At 73.8% G+C, this 19,682-nt stretch carries 20 protein-coding genes; 7 read left to right on the top strand and 13 right to left on the bottom strand.

The genetic code is table 11. From position 1 onward, the window contains the following. Positions 1-15 precede the first annotated feature (15 nt). A complete protein-coding gene (locus tag E4623_RS06545) occupies positions 16-1,539 on the bottom strand; it encodes a SulP family inorganic anion transporter (protein ID WP_134765747.1) in 1,524 nt (507 codons plus the stop codon). Positions 1,540-1,673: 134 nt separating this feature from the next. Between E4623_RS06545 and E4623_RS06540 the strand changes: the two genes are divergently transcribed. Further along, positions 1,674-2,054, top strand: a complete 381-nt coding sequence (locus tag E4623_RS06540; protein WP_134766397.1) for a MerR family transcriptional regulator — start codon at positions 1,674-1,676, stop codon at positions 2,052-2,054. 115 nt (positions 2,055-2,169) lie between these two features. Here the strand turns inward: E4623_RS06540 and E4623_RS06535 are convergent, their stop codons facing one another. The 3 genes from E4623_RS06535 to E4623_RS06525 form a co-directional block, all read right to left on the bottom strand. Continuing rightward, a complete protein-coding gene (locus E4623_RS06535) occupies positions 2,170-3,378 on the bottom strand; it encodes a hypothetical protein (RefSeq protein WP_134765746.1) in 1,209 nt (402 codons plus the stop codon). Beyond that, positions 3,375-3,872 carry a SigE family RNA polymerase sigma factor gene (locus E4623_RS06530; RefSeq protein ID WP_134765745.1) on the bottom strand — a complete coding sequence of 166 codons (498 nt, stop codon included), beginning with the start codon at positions 3,870-3,872 and terminating at the stop codon, positions 3,375-3,377. The genes E4623_RS06535 and E4623_RS06530 overlap by 4 nt, the downstream gene beginning before the upstream one ends. A 243-nt stretch (positions 3,873-4,115) precedes the next feature. Further along, positions 4,116-4,991, bottom strand: a complete 876-nt coding sequence (locus E4623_RS06525; RefSeq protein ID WP_134765744.1) for a DNA-formamidopyrimidine glycosylase family protein — start codon at positions 4,989-4,991, stop codon at positions 4,116-4,118. A gap of 58 nt (positions 4,992-5,049) precedes the next feature. Here E4623_RS06525 and E4623_RS06520 point away from each other — a divergent pair, with 58 nt between their 5' ends. Beyond that, on the top strand, positions 5,050-5,304 hold the full coding sequence (locus E4623_RS06520; protein WP_134765743.1) for a hypothetical protein: 255 nt from the start codon (positions 5,050-5,052) through the stop codon (positions 5,302-5,304). Between the two features lie 135 nt (positions 5,305-5,439). After that, positions 5,440-6,633 carry an ATP-binding protein gene (locus tag E4623_RS06515; protein WP_134765742.1) on the top strand — a complete coding sequence of 398 codons (1,194 nt, stop codon included), beginning with the start codon at positions 5,440-5,442 and terminating at the stop codon, positions 6,631-6,633. Positions 6,634-6,640: 7 nt separating this feature from the next. On the opposite strand, the gene E4623_RS06510 is transcribed toward E4623_RS06515, so the two are convergent. Then, complete coding sequence (locus tag E4623_RS06510; RefSeq protein ID WP_134765741.1) at positions 6,641-8,497, bottom strand: HAMP domain-containing sensor histidine kinase; 1,857 nt, start codon at positions 8,495-8,497, stop codon at positions 6,641-6,643. After that, on the bottom strand, positions 8,490-9,173 hold the full coding sequence (locus E4623_RS06505) for a response regulator transcription factor (RefSeq protein WP_134765740.1): 684 nt from the start codon (positions 9,171-9,173) through the stop codon (positions 8,490-8,492). Before E4623_RS06505 ends, E4623_RS06510 begins: the two co-directional genes overlap by 8 nt. A 100-nt stretch (positions 9,174-9,273) precedes the next feature. Between E4623_RS06505 and E4623_RS22930 the strand changes: the two genes are divergently transcribed. Further along, complete coding sequence (locus E4623_RS22930) at positions 9,274-9,936, top strand: hypothetical protein (protein ID WP_209020549.1); 663 nt, start codon at positions 9,274-9,276, stop codon at positions 9,934-9,936. 82 nt (positions 9,937-10,018) lie between these two features. Here the strand turns inward: E4623_RS22930 and E4623_RS06490 are convergent, their stop codons facing one another. From E4623_RS06490 to E4623_RS06480, 3 genes are all read right to left on the bottom strand, one after another. Then, positions 10,019-10,897 (bottom strand): hypothetical protein, encoded by an 879-nt coding sequence (locus tag E4623_RS06490; RefSeq protein WP_134765738.1) that lies wholly within the window; start codon positions 10,895-10,897, stop codon positions 10,019-10,021. Positions 10,898-11,002: 105 nt separating this feature from the next. Then, positions 11,003-11,239 (bottom strand): DUF1059 domain-containing protein, encoded by a 237-nt coding sequence (locus tag E4623_RS06485; protein ID WP_134765737.1) that lies wholly within the window; start codon positions 11,237-11,239, stop codon positions 11,003-11,005. Next, positions 11,236-12,144, bottom strand: a complete 909-nt coding sequence (locus E4623_RS06480; protein ID WP_209020548.1) for a sigma-70 family RNA polymerase sigma factor — start codon at positions 12,142-12,144, stop codon at positions 11,236-11,238. The genes E4623_RS06485 and E4623_RS06480 overlap by 4 nt, the downstream gene beginning before the upstream one ends. A gap of 133 nt (positions 12,145-12,277) precedes the next feature. Between E4623_RS06480 and E4623_RS06475 the strand changes: the two genes are divergently transcribed. Then, complete coding sequence (locus E4623_RS06475) at positions 12,278-13,057, top strand: glycerophosphodiester phosphodiesterase family protein (RefSeq protein ID WP_134765735.1); 780 nt, start codon at positions 12,278-12,280, stop codon at positions 13,055-13,057. 55 nt (positions 13,058-13,112) lie between these two features. Then, positions 13,113-14,048, top strand: coding sequence for a DUF5926 family protein (locus E4623_RS06470; protein WP_134765734.1), 936 nt, complete (start codon positions 13,113-13,115; stop codon positions 14,046-14,048). A gap of 20 nt (positions 14,049-14,068) precedes the next feature. On the opposite strand, the gene E4623_RS06465 is transcribed toward E4623_RS06470, so the two are convergent. Then, positions 14,069-14,467 (bottom strand): cyclic nucleotide-binding domain-containing protein, encoded by a 399-nt coding sequence (locus E4623_RS06465; RefSeq protein WP_134765733.1) that lies wholly within the window; start codon positions 14,465-14,467, stop codon positions 14,069-14,071. Positions 14,468-14,673: 206 nt separating this feature from the next. Then, complete coding sequence (locus E4623_RS06460) at positions 14,674-15,882, bottom strand: arginine deiminase (protein WP_134765732.1); 1,209 nt, start codon at positions 15,880-15,882, stop codon at positions 14,674-14,676. 112 nt (positions 15,883-15,994) lie between these two features. Here E4623_RS06460 and E4623_RS06455 point away from each other — a divergent pair, with 112 nt between their 5' ends. Beyond that, positions 15,995-16,387, top strand: coding sequence for a DUF4446 family protein (locus E4623_RS06455; RefSeq protein WP_134765731.1), 393 nt, complete (start codon positions 15,995-15,997; stop codon positions 16,385-16,387). Between the two features lie 75 nt (positions 16,388-16,462). Here E4623_RS06455 and E4623_RS06450 read toward each other — a convergent pair whose 3' ends face one another. After that, on the bottom strand, positions 16,463-17,137 hold the full coding sequence (locus E4623_RS06450) for a response regulator transcription factor (protein WP_134765730.1): 675 nt from the start codon (positions 17,135-17,137) through the stop codon (positions 16,463-16,465). A gap of 4 nt (positions 17,138-17,141) precedes the next feature. After that, complete coding sequence (locus tag E4623_RS06445) at positions 17,142-19,670, bottom strand: DUF4118 domain-containing protein (protein ID WP_134765729.1); 2,529 nt, start codon at positions 19,668-19,670, stop codon at positions 17,142-17,144. Positions 19,671-19,682 lie beyond the last annotated feature (12 nt).

The raw sequence follows: 19,682 nt of genomic DNA, 5'->3' as shown, positions 1-19,682 counted from the left end.
CCTCTCGCATCTGGGTCAGTGGTTCGACAGCTGTCCGCTGAGCCTCTCATGGCGACGCGCGCTCGGCTCGTCCAACCCGACGATCTCGACGCTCTTGCCCCTGCGGGCGTACTTCGTGGCGATCGCGTCGAGCGAGGCGACGGTGGAGGCGTCCCAGATGTGGGAGTCGGCGAGGTCGATGACGACGCGGTCGGGGTCCTCGGCGTAGGCGAACTGCGTGGCGAGGTCGTTCGACGAGGCGAAGAACAGCTCGCCGGTGACCCGGTAGACCGCGGTCGGTCCGTGCTCCTCGTGCTCCACGACCTCGCGGTGGGTCTCGGTGAGGTGCGCGACGCGCCGGGCGAACAGGGTCATCGCGACGAGCACGCCGACGACGACCCCGATCGCGAGGTTGTGGGTCGCGACCGTGACCGCGACGGTCGAGACCATCACGGCCGTCTCGGACCTCGGCATCCTGCGCACGGTCGCCGGGTGGATCGAGTGCCAGTCGAAGGTGCCGACGGAGACCATGACCATCACCGCGACCAGCGCGGCCATCGGGATGATCGCCACCACGTCGCCGAACCCGACCACCAGGACGAGCAGGAAGACGCCGGCCAGGAACGTCGAGATCCGCGTGCGGGCGCTCGAGACCTTCACGTTGATCATCGTCTGGCCGATCATCGCGCAGCCACCCATGCCGCCGAAGAAGCCGGTGACGACGTTGGCCGTGCCCTGCCCCCACGACTCGCGGGTCTTGTCGGAGGGGGTGTCGGTGATGTCGTCGACGAGCGTGGCCGTCATCAGCGACTCCAGCAGCCCGACGACCGCCATGGCCAGCGCGTACGGCGCGATGGTCTTCAGGGTCTCGAGGTCGAACGGCACGTCGGGCACGAACAGGCGCGGCAACGAGTCGGGCAGCTCGCCCTCGTCGCCGACGTTTGGGACGGCGATCGCGGCCAGCACCGTGAAGCCGGTCAGCGCCACGATGGCGACGAGCGGTGCGGGGACGACGCGCGTCACGCGGGGCAGGCCGACGAGGATCGCGATGCCCGCGGCGACCATCGGGTACACCAGCCACGGCACGTCGACCAGGTAGGGCACCTGGGCCAGGAAGATGAGGATCGCCAGTGCGTTGACGAAGCCGACCATCACCGAGCGCGGGATGAAGCGCATCAGCCTGCCGAAGCCGCCGAGGCCGAGGACGACCTGGATCACCCCGCCCAGGATGACGGTGGCGATCAGGTAGTCGTAGCCGTGGTCGCGCACCACGGGTGCGACCACCAGGGCCACGGCGCCCGTCGCGGCCGAGATCATGGCCGGCCGGCCGCCGAGGAACGAGATCGCCACCGCCATCGTGAACGACGCGAACAGTCCGACGCGCGGGTCGACCCCGGCGATGATCGAGAACGAGATCGCCTCGGGGACCAGCGCCAGCGCGACGACGAGTCCGGCGAGGACCTCGGTGCGCAGCAGTCGGGGCGAGCGGAGGGCGGCGCGCACGCTCGGCTCGGGGGGCGCGGGCGGCGCGGTGGAGGGGCTCGGCGCGGAGGAGGACATGGACCGGCTCTCGTGGTGACGGCGGCGGGGCTGGCCCGCCGGCGTGAGAAGGTGGGCGCGATGTGCGGACCGAGCCTAACCTCACGTGACGTGAGGGTTGGTATCCTCAGTCGTGTGGGCGGGGTCACGGCGTGATGCACATCGGCGAGGTCGCCGCCCGCACCGAGCTCTCGCTGCGCAGCCTGCGGCACTGGGAGGAGGTCGGCCTCCTGCAGCCCTCGGGCCGCAGCGACGGCGGCTTCCGCCTCTACACCGAGGACGACGTCGAGAAGATCCTCGTCATCCGCCGGATGAAGCCGCTCGGGTTCAGCCTCGACGAGATGAGGGCGGTGATGGTCGACCTCGAGGTCCTCCGGGACCCGGGTGCCGACGAGGCCGCGCGCGCCGCGGCCCGGGCACGGATCGGCGCCGTGCGCGCGGACGCCGTCGAACGGCGTGCGCGCCTGGTGCGTCAGCTCGCGATGGCCGACGAGTTCATCGACCTCGTCGGCGACGAGTGTGGATCCTCGACGTAGGTGGGACATCGACTCGGGCCACTGCGCCCACGTCGACACCAGTGGTCTCGACCGTCGTCACCTTGCGTGGGCGTCGTCTGGTTGCTCGACGTCGTCCGCTCCGGCCCCGCGTCGCTCAGTCGCTGCACCCGACGACGCCGCGCACGGTGTACCCGGAGTGGACGTGGAAGGTGACGTTGGCCTCGGCTGTGCCATCGGCGCGCAGGATGAGGGCGCTGCGCCCGCTCGGGGAGACCTGGTAGTCCTGACCGGTGTAGAGCGACGCTTCGAGCCAGGCCTCCACGGCTTCCTCCCGTGTCGGAAACCCATCAGGCTGCGAGCGAGGCATGTATCCACCGTCGGTGCTGTACATGGAGCTCGATGCGCAGTCGAGGGACCCGAACGGGTCGTCGGCGTCCGGGCGTCCGACTCTCTGGACGGGGACGGACCGGGTTTCGCCGGACTCGGTGACCGCGAGGCTGGCGGGTGCCTCGGTGAACCCCTCGATGGTGGCGACAACGCTGACGGCGTCTCGTAGGCACGCGCCGGTGGCCTGACCGGCTGGGTCGAGGACGACGCCGACGACCCCGTCGACGACGGTGGCGCTGACGTCGGGCGGGCAGGAGCTGCTGTAGCCGGACTGCGAGAGGTAGCTGACGGTTCGGTTCCTCGCGTCCCAGTGCGCGGTGCCGCGCACTGCGGCGGGGTCGATGCCCGGGCGTGGTCCGACGGTGACCGACAGCTCCTGGTCGGCCGGGGTCGACGACGTGGTGACGGCGCACGATGCGCCGTGCTCGAACTCGACGGCGATGGTTCGGGAGTCGGTGAGCTCGAAGGTCTCTTCGCAGGAGCCCGTCGGTGCTTCGAGGTAGCCGCAGTTGCCGCTGCAGGCGCGGACGGCGGCGTAGACGGTGTAGGTGCCGGAGGGTAGGCCTGCCCAAGCCAGGCTCCACGGAGCCGAGGCGACGTGGGACCGGACAGGGACCGGCCCGGAGGGTCCTTCGCGCTCGAGACGGATCTCTTCCTGGGCTCCTTCCTCGTAGTGGATCTGCTGTCCACCCGGTTTGAGCGACGCGTCGACGGCGAGCGTGTGTGCGGCTGGAGCCGTCGTCTGCTCGTCCGCGACCGGTGGGTCATCGGGGTTGTCCGCACCCAGGACCTGGGTGCTGGCCAGTCCGCCTCCGCCGAGAAGGACGGCGACCGCGGTGACGCCGGCGAGGATGGTCCGGCGGCGCCGCTCGACGGTTCGTCCAGCGTCGATCACGTCGTGGATGGGCGCGGGGCCGACGAGGAGGTTGTCGAGCTCCTCGATGACGGGTGGGCGGTCGCCGCTGTTGTCGGTCATGTCGGGGGTCCTTCGACGAGGTGGCTGTTGGCCGCGAGCTGCGCGACGGCGCGCGAGAGGCGGCTCTTCACGGTGCCGGGAGCGATCTGGAGCACGTCGGCGACCTGGGCCTCAGTGAGGTTGGCGTAGTAGCGCAGGACCACGGCCTCCCTGTTGACCGGGGACAGGTCGTCGAGGGCACGTCGGACGGCATCGGCCACTGCGACCTGGTCGGTGGTGTCGGGGACCGCGTGGTCGGGCAGCGTCTCGGTGGGTTGTTCACCCCACCACCTGCGTCGACGGCTGTCGCGGTGACAGTTCAACAGCATCCGGTAGACGTAGGCGTCGCGGTCGTCAGCGCGTCGAACCCTGCGCCAGGCCGTGTAGCAGCGCAGCAGCGTCGTCTGGGCCAGGTCGTGGGCTTCCTCGACCGTGCATCCGAGCACGACCCCGGAGCGCACGAGGGCACCCCACCGGGCTGCCGCGTAGGCGGAGAACTCTCCGTCGTCGTCCATCCACTCCCCTGGTTCTCGGGTGCCCTCTACTAGTGCGACGAGACGCCGGTGAGCGCAGGTTCCATCTGCGACCGGACAGGACGGCCGGCCTGTCGGGACCCGGCGCCCACGGACGGCGCGAGGACGGGGTCGCCCGGCGTGGTGTCAACAGCCTCGAGGCCACCTGGCGTGACGACGCTCTGAGCCGGTCGGAGGGCCATCCGGGTGAAGGACCGCCATCAGGGACGGAAGGTCACGACGAGCTCACTTGAGCAGCTTGCTCATCCGCCGGTCGGCGAGCGGCTTGCCGCCGGTCTGGCAGGTGGGGCAGTACTGCAGGCTGGAGTCGGCGAAGGACACCTCGCGCACGGTGTCGCCGCAGACCGGGCAGGCCTGGCCGGTGCGGCCGTGGACGGCGAGGTGGGACTTCTTCTCGCCCTTCAGCTCGCTCGCGGCGAGCCCGCGGGAGCGCTCGACGGCGTCGCCGAGGGTGGTGCGGATGGCGGCGTACAGGACGTCGAGGCCGCCGTGCTCGTCGTCGGCGATGGCGTTGGCCGCGCGGTAGGGCGACATCCTCGCCGCATGCAGGATCTCGTCGGAGTAGGCGTTGCCGATGCCGGCGATGGTGCCCTGGTGGCGCAGCACGCCCTTGATCTGCTTGCGGCCCTCGCGGCGGAGGATCGCCTCGAGCGCGTCGCGGGTGAAGTCGGGGGTGAGCGGGTCGGGACCGAGGCTCGCGAGCCCCGCGATCTCCTGCGGGTCGCGGACGACGTACATCGCGAGGCTCTTCTTGGTGCCGGCCTCGGTGATGTCGAGCCCCGTGCCGTCGTCGAGGACGACCCGGACGGCGAGCGGCGACTTGTTGCTCGGCTTCGGCGGCAGCGCCGGCACCTCGTCGCGCCAGCGGATCCAGCCGGCGCGGGCGAGGTGCAGCACGACGTGCAGTCCGGAGACGTCGATGTCGAGGAACTTGCCGTGCCGGGTGACGTCGTCGACGAGCATGCCGGTCAGGGCGGTGACCGGCGGGTCGTAGGTCTTGAGGGCGCTGAACGCCGCCAGGTGGACCGTGGCGATCGCGCGACCGTCGAGCCGGCCCTTCAGGTCGAGGGCCAGCGCTTCCACCTCCGGCAGCTCGGGCACGCGATGATCCTAGGCGCGACCGGTGACAAATGGTCCTGGTCGGGGCCATGATGAGGAGATGTCGAAGCCGGTGCGTGCCTTGACGTCCCCGGGGGCGATCTTCATCGACCCCCGCGGCGACCAGCGCGCGCTGCGGGTCTCGTGGCACACCGACGGCGGCCCCGACGGCGTCGTGGTGCTCTCGATGTGGCGCGACAACCTCTGCGTCGCGACCTTCCGCCTGGCCGTCGACGAGGTCCCCGACCTGATCGCGATGCTGCGCGAGGGCCTCGACGTCGCCTTCGCCGCGACCCGCGCCAGCCGGTCCGCCTGACGACCTGACGGCCTGACGGCCTGGCCCGCGCGCCACCCGCCCCGTCCGGGTGGGTCGGCGACCCGCGCGAGGTGGGACCGTCGCGGCGGCGCGGCAGTCTAGGGAATCGGCTAGAGATGCAGATACGGTCGCATCGTGGACCCGATCCGGAACCCCTACGCCCCTGGCGCCGGGCAGCGCCCGCCCGAGCTGGCGGGTCGTGACGAGCAGCTGCGCGCCTTCGACGTCGTGCTGGAGCGGGTGTCGCGGGGGCGGCCGGAGCGGTCGCTGGTGCTGACCGGGCTGCGCGGGGTCGGCAAGACGGTGCTGCTCAACACGCTGCGCAGCCAGGCCGTCCGACGCGGGTGGGGAACCGGGAAGCTCGAGGCACGACCTGACCAGCCGCTGCGGCGCCCGCTGTCGTCGGCGCTGCACCAGGCGGTGCGCGAGCTCGGGCACGGCCGCGAGGAGGAGGTCGAGCACGCGCTCGGCGTCCTGCGGGCCTTCTCGGAGCGGGCCGCCGGGGGCGACGCCAAGCTGCGCGACCGGTGGAGCCCCGGCATCACCGCGCCGGTCGTGCGCGGACGGGCCGACTCCGGCGACGTCGAGATCGACCTCGTCGAGCTGCTGACCGACCTCGGCGGGCTGGCCGGCGAGACCGGCCGGGGCATCGCGGTCTTCGTCGACGAGATGCAGGACCTCGGTCCCGACGACGTCTCGGCGCTCTGCGCGGCCTGCCACGAGATCAGCCAGTCGGGCCTGCCCCTCATCGTCGTGGGCGCCGGGCTGCCGCACCTGCCCGCCGTGCTGTCGGCGAGCAAGTCCTACTCCGAGCGGCTCTTCGCCTACCAGCGCATCGACCGGCTCTCGCGCGGCGAGGCCGACCGCGCCCTGACCACCCCCGCGGCCGAGGAGGACGCCGGCTTCACCCCCGACGCCCTCGAGGCCCTGTACGCCGCCACCGGTGGCTACCCGTACTTCGTGCAGGCCTACGGCAAGACCGTCTGGGACCTCGCCCCCGCCTCGCCGATCACGGCCGCCGACGTCGCCGTCGCCACCCCCGAGGCCGACCGCGAGCTCGGCGTCGGCTTCTTCGGCAGCCGCTACGAGCGCGCCACCCCCGGCGAGCGCGACTACCTGCGCGCCATGGCCGAGGCCACCCCCGATCCCGACGACCCCGCCGGCTCGGTCGCCACCGCCGACGTCGCCGCCGTCCTGGACCGCAAGCCGCAGGCCCTCTCCCCGGCGCGCGACGCGCTGCTCAAGAAGGGCCTCATCTACTCCGGCGAGCGCGGCCGGATCGCCTTCACCGTGCCCCACTTCGGGCGCTACCTGCGCGAGCAGGCCTGACCGGCGCTCAGCCCAGCGGCAGGCGCACCACGAACCGGGCGCCGTCTCCGGGGGTGCTGTGCGCCGTCACGGTCCCGCCGTGCGCCTCCACGAGCTGGCGGACGATGGCCAGCCCCAGCCCGCTGCCCCCGCTGGCGCGGGTGCGGGAGGGGTCGGCGCGCCAGAACCGGTCGAAGACGTGGGCCAGGTCGGCCGGGGCGATGCCCTCGCCGTGGTCGCGCACCTCGATCTCGGCCGTCGCGCCGCGGCGCCGTCCGTGCAGCTCGACGACGCCGCCCTCGGCGCTGTGCCGCACGGCGTTCGACGCCAGGTTGCCGACGACCTGGCGCAGCCGCAGGACGTCGCCGACCACGTGCAGGTCGTCCTCGGCCTCGACCACCAGGACGACGCCGCGCGACCGGGCAGTGGCCAGGTGGGCCGCGGCGACGTGACCGAGCAGGTCGGAGACCCGTACCGCGGCCGCCACGAGGCGCAGGTCGCCGGCGTCGGCGGCGGCGAGGTCGCGCAGGTCCTCGACGACGTGCTGCAGCATCAGGGTCTCCTCCATGAGCGAGGCCACGAGCGCGCCGTCGACGGGGACCAGGCCGTCCTGGGCGGCCTCGAGCGTGCCGCGCATCGTGCTGATCGGGTTGCGCAGCTCGTGGGCGACGTCGCCGACCATCGCCTTGCGCAGCCGCTCGGCCTCCTCGCGGCGCTCCGCCATCGTGTTGAACGCCTCGGCGACCCGGCCGATCTCGTCGTGGGACCGGACGGCGGCCCGCGCGCCCAGGTCGCCCTCGCGCACCCGGCCGGCCGCCGTGGCCAGCAGCGCGAGCGGGCGCACCAGCTGACGCCCGGCCAGGGCGGCGAAGCCCAGGCCGAGCAGCAGCACCAGCGCGACGACGCCGCCGATGCGCCACCGGTTGCGGGTCGACAGGTCCAGGAACGTGGTCGGCTCCTGGCGGGTCGAGGAGACGTGGAGCCGCGCCGGCGGAGCGACGTACGGCGCCAGCACCTGTCTCCGGGCGGTCGTCAGGCACGACGCCACCACCCGCTCGGTGGCCGCCGTGCGTGGGGCGTCGGGCACCCACGACAGGTCGGGCAGCAGGCTCACCGCCGGCCCGTCGAGGCGCTCGAGGCAGCGGTCGAGGAGGACCTGCACGCGCTCGAGCGGCGCGCGCTCGGAGGCGAACGGCGTCACCAGCGCCCGCAACCCGCAGCGGTCGGAGCCGGTCCTCGGCGCCCCGTCGACCACGGCGCGACCGCTCGCGGTGACGACCACCGCCGCGGCGGGATCGCTGAGCCCCAGGCACTCCGCGGCACGGGCCGCCCGCGCCTGCGAGGTACGACGGTCCGCCTCGTCCAGCGCGAACGGCCCGACGGCCTGGGGCGCGATGGGCGCCGCGCCGGGCCGGGGGCCGGCGTAGGCGTCCTCGGCGACCGGGCAGACCTCCGCGTCGGGGCACTGCCCGACCGCCCCGGCGGCCGGATCGGGGGCTTCCGTCGGTCCGACGTCGAGCGGGTCGATGGTCGTGGACGGGCCGTCGGGCGGGGCGGTGGTCGCGTCGGAGGAGTCGGCCAGGACCCGTCCAGTGTCGTCGACGAGGGTGACCCGGTTGCCCGTGCCCGCCGCGAGCCGGTCGACGAGCGGACCGACCTCCGACCAGTCGGGGTGGGTGGCGGCGTGCTCGACGAGGGCGTCCTCGATGCGGGCTCCGGCCGCGACCGCGTCGCCCTGCTCCTCGCGGAGACCAGCGGTCGTCGTCCGCACCGTGAGCCACGCGGTGAGCGCGACGGCGACGACCGCCACCACGGTGACCAGCGCGAAGAGCCGCAGCACCAGGCTGTGCCGCAGCCGGACCGCGTCCCGGGCGCGGTCAGGCACCGGTGGCCACGAGCTTGTAGCCGACTCCGTAGACCGTCAACAGACGCCGTGGGCTGCGGGCGTCGTCCTCGAGCTTCTTGCGCAGGTTCATCACGTGGACGTCGACGGTGCGGGTGGTGAGGTAGCCGTCGACCCCGTGCACGTGGCTGATCACCTGGTCGCGCGAGAAGACCCGCCCGGGCTCGCGGGCGAAGAGCTCCAGCACCGCGAACTCGCCGGGCGTCAGCCCGACCGGCCGGCCGCCGAGCGCGACCTCGTGGCGTAGCGGGTCGACCTCGAGGTCCCCGACGACGAGGGTGTCCTGCGGTGCGCGGCGGCTGCGGCGCAGCACGGTGCGCACCCGCGCGGCCAGCTCGCGCGGGCTGTAGGGCTTGGTGACGTAGTCGTCGGCGCCGGCGTCGAGGCCGAGCAGCAGGTCGTCCTCGTCGGACCGGGCGGTCAGGACGACGATCGCGACGTCCGACTCCGCCCGCAGGGTGCGGCACACGCTGAGTCCGTCGAGGCCCGGCATCATCACGTCCAGCAGCACCAGGTCGGGGGCCGAGGCCCGGGCGGCGGCGATCGCCGCCTCGCCGTCGTGGACCACGACCACCTGGTGCCCGTCGCGCTCGAGGTAGCGCCGGACGACGTCGGCCTGCTTCACGTCGTCCTCGGCGACGACGACCCGGGCGCCCATGCGACGAGTCTAGGAACCGCTCCCGGGGTGCGGGGGACCGCGACGGAACCGAAACGGCTTCCTGACAATTGCCTCACACCTGCTTCCTAGGTTCCTCGACATGACCCGCAACCGAGGCGCTCGACGCGCCACCGCCCTGTCCCTGTCCGCCGTCGCCGTCGCCGTCGTCCTGGTCGGCGTCGCGCACGCCGGCGGTGCCTCCGCCGCACCGCGCGGCGCAGGCCCGGCCCCAGCCGCCGCCCCGGCCGCCGCCCCGGCCGCCGCCCCGGCCGCCGCCCCGGCCGCTGCACCGGACACAGCGCCGGACGCACCTGCTCGCACGGCCGGGCCCGACCACACGATCTCGCCGCAGATGCAGCTCGACGACACCGATGCCGAGCGGACCGCGCGGATCGGGGCCTGGCAGGACTGCCTGGTCGAGCACGGCGCGAGCTACGCGAAGGACGTGCGTGGGGCGGCCGCCGTCGGCGTGGCCCCGCGACCGGTCGCCGACCCGGTCCCGCCGGCGGCGTCCGAGGCGTGCCGCGGTGCGCTGCCGCGGCTGCCCGTCGAGCTGGACCCCGACCGCAACCCCGACTACGTCGCCGACTCCGAGGCCAACGTCGCGTGCCTGCGCGACCACGGGATCCTCGTCCACCTCTACCGCGACGCCAGCGTCTCGCCCGACGGCCTGGGCTGGACCTACGACTCCTCCGACGTCGACCTGCCCGCCGACGCCGCCGCCATCGAGACCGCCTGCCAGCTGGAGGCCTTCGCGAGCTGAGGACCCCGAGGAGCACGACGGCCGACGACGTACCGCCGGGGGGAGGCGGCACGTCGTCGGCCGGGCGCTGCCGAGCGTGGGCTCAGGGCAGCGGCGTGGGGTTGGTCGGGTCGGGCGGCACCGGGAGGGAGCCGCGGATCCGGTTCTGCGCCTGGCACTGGCTGGTGCAGCTCGTGGCGCCCTGCGACAGCTCGATCGCGTCCTCGCCGAGGACGCCGCCGAGCCGGCCGCCGGAGACGACGGACCAGCGCGTGGTCCGGCCGTCCTGGAAGAGCTTGGTGGCGACCTGCGGGCTGTCCTTGCCGAGCAGCATCTGGTGCGCTCCCGGACCGGAGGCGACGGCGTCGACGCCGTCACCGAAGTTGATCTTCCCGGTGAAGCCGTTGACGAAGTAGAAGAGGCCGGGGCCGAGGGTGTGCACGAGCTCGACGTCGCCCGCGAACTCCGGCTCCATCTGGAAGATGCCGCCCTGGGGTGCGTCCTTGGCCTGGATCTTCAGCTTGCCCGCGGCGGTCGCGAAGATCGCGACGAGCGTGCCGTCCTTGATCTCGAGCTGGCGCAGCACCGGCGCCCGCAGCTGAGCCGGTGTCAGCACCGGCACCTTGGAGGCGAACACGACCGTCGGCCGGGTCACCATCCGCTCCGGCGACGCCGCGCCGGTGAGCGTGTAGTCGTAGACGCCGAGCGTCGCCGGGTCGATCGTGAACCGCGTGTGGGTGCCGGCGACCGCGACCTTGCCCGCCACGGCCAGGTCCTTGACCTTGACGTCCCTGCCGGGCGCGGGGTCGTAGGTGCGGCCGTTGACGGTGACGGCGTAGTCGCCGGCCGAGGCGGACGTCGTCCCGCCGCCGCGGTCGTCGCCGCCGCCGTCGTCACCGCCCTTGGCGTGGGCGGTTCCCGAGGCGGGGACGAGGAGCGCGGCGGCAGCGAGGGCGGCAGCGGCGAGGCGGAGCGTGGTCATGGGGGGTCCCTCCGGACGATGTGAAGACACCGCGGTGCGGTGTGTCCTCAGTCAAGGCCGGGCCGGGTCCGGGTTCCCAGATGTCCGTAGGTCGTAGTACCGAGGTCAGTCCTCGGGGAGCGCGGCGAAGGCGGCCTTGGTGTCCCGGTACCAGCCCAGCGACTTCTTCGGGTGCCGCCACCGCCCCTTCATGGCGTCGCGCGCCTCCTGGTGGCTGGCGTCGCCGGCCTTCTCCGCCTCCTTCAGGTGCTGGTCCTGGGCGTTGATGACGTCGTCGGCGCTCTCACCGCGGTGCGCGAGCTCGCAGGGTCCGCCGAGGTCGCGGCAGGTCATGGTCTTCATCGGTCTCTCCTGGTGGTGGGGTGGGTGGGGGTGGCTCCGTCGCGGCGCACGACGTCGGCGAGCACGTCGGGCGCGGCGCGGAAGGTGATGGTCTGCACGACGCCGCCGGCGACGGTGAAGTCGAAGACGACCCTCGCCGCGCCGAGGTGGAACCAGGCCGCGCCGGGGCGCTCGCCGACGAAGACCGGGAACGCCGCGGCGGCGCTGCCGTCGAAGAACGCCGCCACCTCGTCCCGGCCCTCGATCCGCTCCGGGGTGCCGGCCCGGACGGCGGCGTCGTCGGCGCCGACGGTGGCGTCGGGTGCCAGCAGGTGCAGCAGCCGCTCGAGGTCGCCGCCGCGGGCCGCGGCCATGAAGGCGTCGACGACCTCCCAGTCGGCGAGCCGGTCCTCGGGGCGAGGCTGGGAGACCTTGGCCCGCGCCCGTGAGGCGAGCTTGCGGGCCGCGGCCGGCGTCGTGTCGAGGACGGCCGCGATCGTCGGGAACTCGAAGCCGAAGCTGTCGTGCAGCACGAACGCGACCCGCTCGCGCGGCGAGAGCCGGTCGAGCACCACGTGCAGGGCCAGCCCGACGGTGTCGGCCAGGGCGACGTCGTCGGCAGGGTCGCCGCCGGCCTCGCCCCGGTCGTCCCGTTCGCCCCACTCGCCTCGCTGGTCCAGGTGGTCCAGGTCGGCGTCGTCGACCGGGACCGGCGTGCGCGACCGCAGCCGGTCGAGGCAGAGGCGGGTGGTCACGGTCGTCAGCCAGGCCGGCACGTTCTCGATGACGGTGCCGGACGCCGTCCGGTCCATCCGCAGCCAGGCCTGCTGGACGACGTCCTCGGCCTCGGCGTGGTCGCCGAGGACCCGGCTCGCGATCCCCACGAGTCGTGGTCGCTCGGTCTCGAACAGCTCGTTCCGGTCCACGGCTCCACCCTTCCATCCAGGTCCGTCACTCCTCTGACGATCGGGGTGCCCCAGGTGTGACCGTGCACGCTCGGGGACCGACACTCCGACCGCTGCCGCCGCCCGGCTGCACCCGGTCGGGCACGATGGAGACATGACGACGCAGGTCGTGGCTCACCGGGGGGCGAGCGACGAGATCGCCGAGCACACGCTCGCGGCCTACCTCGCCGCGCTCGAGTCCGGGGCCGACGGGCTGGAGTGCGACGTCCGGCTGACCGCCGACGGCCACCTGGTGTGCGTGCACGACCGCGACCTCCGGCGGACGGCGCAGGCTCAGGGGCTGGTCTCCACGATGGACCTCGCCGACCTCAACGAGCTCGACTTCGCCTCGTGGAAGAACCCGTGGGCCGACCTCGACGACGAGGCGCCCGAGCGCGACGAGTCGCTCGACCGGGTGCTGACGCTGCGCAAGCTGCTCGAGACCGTCGCCGACCTCGACCGGCGAGTCGAGGTGGCGATCGAGACCAAGCACCCCACGCGGTACGGCGGGCTCGTGGAGCGCCGGCTGGTGGAGATGCTCGAGGACTTCGGGTGGGACGCGCCGGGGTCCCCGGTGCGGGTGATGAGCTTCTCCTTCACCGCCCTGCAGCGCGTCGAGCGCGCGGCGCCCGGCATCCAGCTGGTCCAGCTGGTCGACCGGGCGCAGCACTGGTCGATGCTGCGCCGCGTCATCGGGCCCGGGTGGATCGTCGGCCCGGGCGTCCAGCTGCTCCACGAGCACCGCAAGCTCGGGAGGCGGATCACCGCCGACGGGCACGACATGCACGTGTGGACCGTCAACACCGACCGTGACCTCGAGCGCTGCCTCGAGCTCGGCGTGAAGGCCGTCATCACCGACCGGCCGGCCTACATGCTGGAGCGGCTCGGCCGCTGACCTCCGCGGTGGCTGGGTGCGGGACGGGTCCCCCGGCCCCGGTAGGTTCTGCGCCATGGCGAAGAAGTCCCGCACCAAGGCCCGCGACCACGCTCCCGCCGAGACCGACGGGGCGGTCGGTCCGCGGCAGCCCTGCCCGTGCGGCTCCGGCAAGCGCTACAAGGCCTGCCACGGAGCCTCCGGCGGTGCCGACGTGTACGTCGCGCGCCCGTTCGAGGGCCTGCCCGGCGAGTGCGACATCATCGCGCTGCGCGAGCTCGTGCCGGCGGCCACCGCGCCGCTGACGATCCAGGGCCACGAGGATCGCACCGTCCGGCTCTGCACCCTGCTCCCCGGCGCGGTGCCCGCCATGTCGCGCGACAGCGGCGAGGTCTGGCTGGGTCTGCAGGTGCAGCACCAGTTCGGCGACCCCTCGCGCGACCTGGCCGCCGTCCTCGAGGCCGCGCTGGCCGCCGAGCCCGGCATCGTCGGGCTGACGACGCCGCCCGGGCCGGGCCACCGGCTCCAGGACCTCGTCACCGACGAGACGCTCGAGGTCACCGTGCACGACGGGTTCGACTACTGGGTCTCCGACCTCGAGGACAGCGACGAGCTCGCCGGCGCGCTCGAGCAGGCGAACGACGCCGCGACGCCCACCTCGCGGCTGAGCTCGGTCGAGGCGGCGTACTGGACCGACGTCGGCACCAAGGAGCACCTGCGCTGGGTGATGCCGGAGCCCGAGGACGCGCTCCTCGACGCGCTGGCCCGGCTGCACGTGAGCGGCGACGACGTGATCGTCCCCGACGCCCGCCTGGTCGGGATGTTCCGCGCGCACGGGCTGCTCGCGCCCGTCTGGGACCTCGCCGTCGGCACCGGGGCCGAGGTGCTCGAGGAGCCGGCCGCGACGTTCAAGAAGGCGCTCGACGCCGCGCTGGCCGACACCTCGCCGCTCACCGCCGAGCAGCGCGCGGCACGCTCGGGCCTGGCGAACCGTCAGGTGACGATCCGCTAGCCGATCTGCCAGCCGATCCGCTAGCCGATCTGCTGGGCGGGACCGCTCGTGGGGCCGCCGACCCGCGACTCCACCACCGCGACGAGCTTGTCGCGGAAGCCGGGGAGCTCCTCGAGCAGCTCGTTGATGTCGGTGTCGGTGAAGTGGATCGCGCTCAACGGCGTCAGCGCGACCACCGTCGCGGTACGCAGCGAGCGACCGACGATCGCGGCCTCGCCGACGATGTCGCCGGCGCCGAGGCGGGCGATCTCCGTGCCGCCGCGCCGGACCGAGACCGAGCCGTCGAGGATGATGTAGGCCTTGTCGGCGGGGGTGCGCTCCCAGATCGGCGACCAGCCCTCCGGCAGCCGGACCCGACGGCCGTGGGCACTGATCTGCGCGATCTCACGCGCGCTGAACGAGTCGAAGAACGTCGCCATGCCTGCTCAACGACGGCGCCGACCGGAGGTGACGGTGGCGAGACGCGCGCCGCTCCTGCGCGAGACCGGGCCGGCGCCCGTCCGGACTGCCCCAGCCGTGCAATTGCCGACGCTGGCTCGGTTCTGGCGTCGAGAACCGAGCCAGTGAGGGCAATTGCACTCGTGTGGCCGCCCCGCCCCGCCCCGCTCGGACCGGCCGCGGCCGGTCAGACCAGCGGGTCGCGCTCGATCGGGCAGCTCATGCAGCGCGGACCGCCGCGGCCCGAGCCCAGCTCGGAGCCGGCGATGCGGACCACCTCGATGCCGGCCTCCTCGAGGCGGTCGTTGGTGGCGTCGTTGCGCTCGTAGGCGACGGCGACCCGGGGCGCGAGGGCGAGGGTGTTGTTGCCGTCGTCCCACTGCTCGCGCTCGGCGGTGACCGGGTCGAGGCCGGTGTCGATGCGGTGCAGGACGTCGATGCCCATCGCGTCGGCCGCAGCCTCGAGGAAGGGGCGGGCCTCGGCGACCGAGAGGCGCAGGTCGCCGGCGTCGGACAGCCCGTCGGGCGTGACCGTGAACGCGACGAGCGAGTCGGCGACGTTCTCGTAGACGACCATCTTGTCGACGTCGACCATCGTGCAGATGGTGTCGAGGTGCATGGTCGCGCGCTCCTGCGCGATCGGGACGGCGAGCACGGTGTGCGCGAGGTCGTCGTCGAAGACCTGCCGGGCCAGGCGCTCGACGCCGGCGGGCGTCGTGCGCTCCCCGACGCCGACCGCGACCACCCCGGGCGCGAGCAGCAGGACGTCGCCGCCCTCGACGTGCTCGTAGTGGGAGCCGTGGATCCGCGGGGTGCCCACGAACCGCGGGTGGCGGGTGTAGATCAGCTCGGTCAGCTCGGTCTCGCGCTTGCGGGCCGGCATGGCCAGCGAGGTGATCGCGACGTGGTCGCGCACCCACACCGAGGAGTCGCGGGTGAAGAGCAGGTTGGGCAGCGGGTCGATGAGGAAGTCGTCGTGGGTGAGCAGCGAGGTGACCAGGCCGAACCCGCCACGCACCTCGTCGTTGCGGATCCCCGCCGTGAGGTACGTCGTCAGCTCGGCCGGGCTGGCCTCGCCCAGGAACCCCTGGAGGTAGCGCCGCATCGTGTCGCCCAGGTCGAGCCCGGCGAGCGCGTCGGAGATCGCGGCGGCCCGGGCCCCGTCGTCGGCGAGGGTCTCGGTGAGCAGGTCGGTGAGGTAGAGCACCTCGACGTCCCGCTCGCGCAGGGCCTGCGCGAACGCGTCGTGCTCCTCCTGCGCGCGGGCCACCCAGGGGATGCCGTCGAAGAGGAGCCGGTCGTTGTTGCGTGGGGTCAGCCGGGTGAGCTCACCGCCGGGGCGGTGCAGCATGACCGTCCTGAGTCGTCCGACTTCGCTGTCCGCTCCGTGCGTCATGGCGGCAGCCTAGTGATGCCGGCGATTGTCAGACAATCCTGGTGGCGGGTGGGGCGGGCGGGGCACGGTGTGCCTGCCGGGCGTCGGCCCGGGACCCGCCTACCGTGGGCGCATGCTCGAGGTGCTGGCGGTCGTCGCCGTCGTCCTGGCGGCCGCGGCGCTGGCCGTGGCCGTGGTCGCGCTGCGCCGCACCAGCCGGCGCGCCGACGGCTCCGACCTGCCCCAGGACGTCCACGGCCTGCGCCAGGAGGTCGCGGCCCTGCGCGCGGAGGGCGCCGACGTGCTGCGCCACCTCGCCGTCGTCCGCTACGACGCGTTCGGCGACGTCGGCGGGCACCTCTCGTGGAGCCTGGCGCTGCTCGACGACCACGGCGACGGCGTCCTGCTGAGCTCGATCCACGGCCGCAGCGAGGCCCGCTCCTACGCCAAGAACGTCACCGGGTGGAGCTGCGAGCAGCAGCTCTCGCCCGAGGAGGACGAGGCGATCACCCTCGCGCGGGGGTAGTCCCGGACGATCGGCCCCACATCCGGCGCCGGACCGGGGTCGATCGTCCGGGACTACCCCGGCGGGAGCGGGAGGCTACGGCTCGAGCGTGTAGCCGAGCCCGGAGCTGGTCAGGAGGTGGCGCGGGGCGGACGGGTCGTCCTCGAGCTTGCGGCGCAGCTGGGCGGCGTAGACGCGCAGGTAGTGCGTCTCGTGCAGGTACGCCGGGCCCCACACCTCGCGCAGCACCTGCTCGCGCGGGACCAGCCGGCCGAGGTTGCGGGCGAGCAGCTCGAGGAAGGCCCACTCGGTCGGGGTGAGCCGGACGTCGACGCCGGCCTTGGCGACCCGCTTGCGGGCCAGGTCGATGGCGAGGTCGCCGACCTGCACCAGCGCCGCCGTCGGGGCGGCCTCCTGGGCGCGGCGGACGGCGGCGCGCAGCCGCGCCATCAGCTCGTTCATCGCGAACGGCTTGGTGACGTAGTCGTCGGCGCCGAGGTCGAGCGCCTCGACCTTGTCCTCGCCGTGCTGGCGCGCCGAGAGGACGACGATCGGCACCGTCGTCCAGCCGCGCAGGCCCGAGATCACCTCGGTGCCGTCGAGGTCGGGCAGGCCCAGGTCGAGGAGGACGACGTCCGGGTGCGTCGTCGCGGCGGCGTCGAGGGCGCCGCGGCCGTCGGCGGCCGTGACGACCTCCCAGCCGTGGGCGCGCAGGTTGATCGCGAGGGCGCGCGCCAGCGCCGGCTCGTCGTCGACCACCAGCACCTTCACCTGCTCACCCCCGCCCCGTCAGCGACGGCGGCTCGGCCCGCGGGAGCGCGAGCACCATCGTGAGGCCGCCGCCCGGCGTGTCCTCGGCCTCCAGCGTGCCACCGAGCGCCTCGGTGAGCCCGCGCGCCACGGCCAGGCCGAGGCCCAGCCCACCGACCGAGGAGTCGTCGAGCCGCTGGAACGGCGCGAACATCCGCTCGCGCAGCGCCGCCGGCACGCCCGGGCCGCGGTCGACCACGAGCACCTCGACCGTCCTCGGCAGCACGTGCGCGAGCACCCGCACCGGCGTCGGGCCCGTCGCCTCGTCCTGCCAGGAGGCGCGCACGGCGTTGCCGACCAGGTTGGCGACCACCCGCTCCAGCATCCCGACGTCGGTGCGCACCATCGGCACCGACTCGTCGACCTCGAGCGAGACCGCCCCCGGCGGGTGGCCGGCGACGGCGAGCGGCAGCACCTCGTCGAGCGACCGGTCGCTCAGCACCGGCTGCAGCAGGCCCGCCTCGAGCCGGGACAGGTCGAGCAGGTGGTCGATGAGCCGTTCCAGCCGGTCGATGCCGTCGTCGAGCGAGCGCACCAGCTCGGCCCGGTCGTCGGGGCCCACGAGGTCGCCGCCGCCCACCAGCCCGTCGACCGAGGTGCGCATCGTCGCCAGCGGCGTCCGGAGGTCGTGGGAGACGGCGCGGAGCAGGGCGGTGGACGTCGCCTCGGCCGTCTCGAGCACGGCGGCCCGGTCCTCGCGGGTCCGGAGCCGGCGGTACTCGAGCACCAGCGACGTCTGCACCGCGAAACCCTCCAGCACCCGCTGGTCGCTGGCCCGCAGCGGGTCGCCGGTCAGCACCAGGACGTGGTCGTCGTCGACCCGCACCCGCGTGTCGCCCTCGTCGGGGGTCGGCGCGCAGGGCGCGCCGCTGGCCGCCACCACCTGCCAGCCGGACGGCGTGCGCGCGAGCAGCGAGACCGCGTCCTGGCCGAAGGTCTCGCGCAGCCGCGCGACGACCGCCTCGGCGGTGTCCTGGCCGGTGAGCACCGAGCGGGACAGGGCGCCCATCGTGGCGGCCTCCGTGCGCGCCCGGGTCGCCTCGGCGGCGCGCCGCGAGGCCCGGTCGACGACGGTCGCGACACCGCCGGCGACCGCGACGTAGACGAGGAGCGCCACGAAGTTCGCGGGCTCGGCGACGGTGAGCACCCCGGTCGGCGGGGTGAAGAACCAGTTGAGCGTGAAGAAGCTGACCACGGCGGCGGCGAGGGCCGGGAGGAGGCCGCCCACGAGCGCGACCAGCACGGTGCCGGCCAGCAGCAGCATCTCGGCGAGGGGCAGCTGGTCGGTGTCCTCGAAGCGCTGCAGCAGCCAGGTGAGCACGACCGGCAGCACCACGGCGGCGACCCAGCCGGCCACCTGCCGCCGCGTGCTCAGCGACGACAGGACGCCGCGGGCCCGGGTGGCCCGCGCCGCCTGGTCGTGCGTGACCAGGTGGACGTCGACGGCGCCCGCGAGCGAGGCGATCCGGTCGCCGGAGCTGCCGGTGAACAGGCGCCGCACCCGCCCGTGCCGCGACACGCCGACGACCAGCATCGTCGCGTCCGCACCGGTCGCGAAGTCCACGACCGCCCGGGCGACGTCCTCGCCGACGACCGTGTGGAAGGTGCCGCCGAGCGTGGCGACGAGCTGCTGGGCCCGGGCCACCTGCCGCTCGCCGGGGTCGCGCAGGCCGTCGTCGGCGATGACGTGGACGGCGAGCAGCTCGGACCCGACGGCGCGCTCGGCGAGCTTGGCGCCGCGCCGGATCAGGGTCTCGGACTCCGGGCCGCCGGTGACCGCGACGACGACCCGCTCCTTGGTCGGCCACGGGTGGTCGATGCGGTGCGCGCGCCGGTAGTCGCCGAGCGCGTCGTCGACCCGGTCGGCCAGCCACAGCAGGGCGAGCTCGCGCAGCGCGGTCAGGTTGCCGACCCGGAAGTACGACGTGAGCGAGGCGTCGACGTTCTCGGGCCGGTAGACGTTGCCGTGCGCCATCCGGCGGCGCAGGGCCTCCGGCGCCATGTCGACGAGCTGGATCTGGTCGGCGGTGCGCACGACGACGTCCGGCACGGTCTCGCGCTGCCGGACGCCGGTGATCCGCTCCACCTGGTCGTTGAGCGACTCCAGGTGCTGGATGTTGACCGTGGTGACGACGTCGATGCCGGCGGCCCGGATCACCTCGACGTCCTCGGCGCGCTTCTCCCGCGCGCTGCCCGGCACGTTGGTGTGGGCGAGCTCGTCGACCAGCACCACCGCCGGGGCGCGGGCCAGGATCGCGTCGACGTCCATCTCGGTGAACCTGGTGCCGCGGTGCTCGACCTCGCGCCGCGGCAGCACCTCGAGCCCGTCGAGCATCCCGGCGGTGTGCTCGCGGCCGTGGGTCTCGACGTAACCGACGACGACGTCGGTGCCGCGCTCGCGCCGGCGTCGGGCCTCCCCGAGCATGGCGTAGGTCTTGCCCACACCGGGCGCGGCGCCGAGGTAGACCGTCAGCCGGCCGCGACGATCGCTCATGGGGCTGTCACG

Origin of the sequence: Nocardioides sp. 1609 (genome assembly GCF_004522105.1) — a bacterium.
Taxonomy (GTDB): domain Bacteria; phylum Actinomycetota; class Actinomycetes; order Propionibacteriales; family Nocardioidaceae; genus Nocardioides.
The sequence above is the reverse complement of the archived record's forward strand: the minus strand, read 5'-3'. Positions and strand labels throughout refer to the sequence as shown.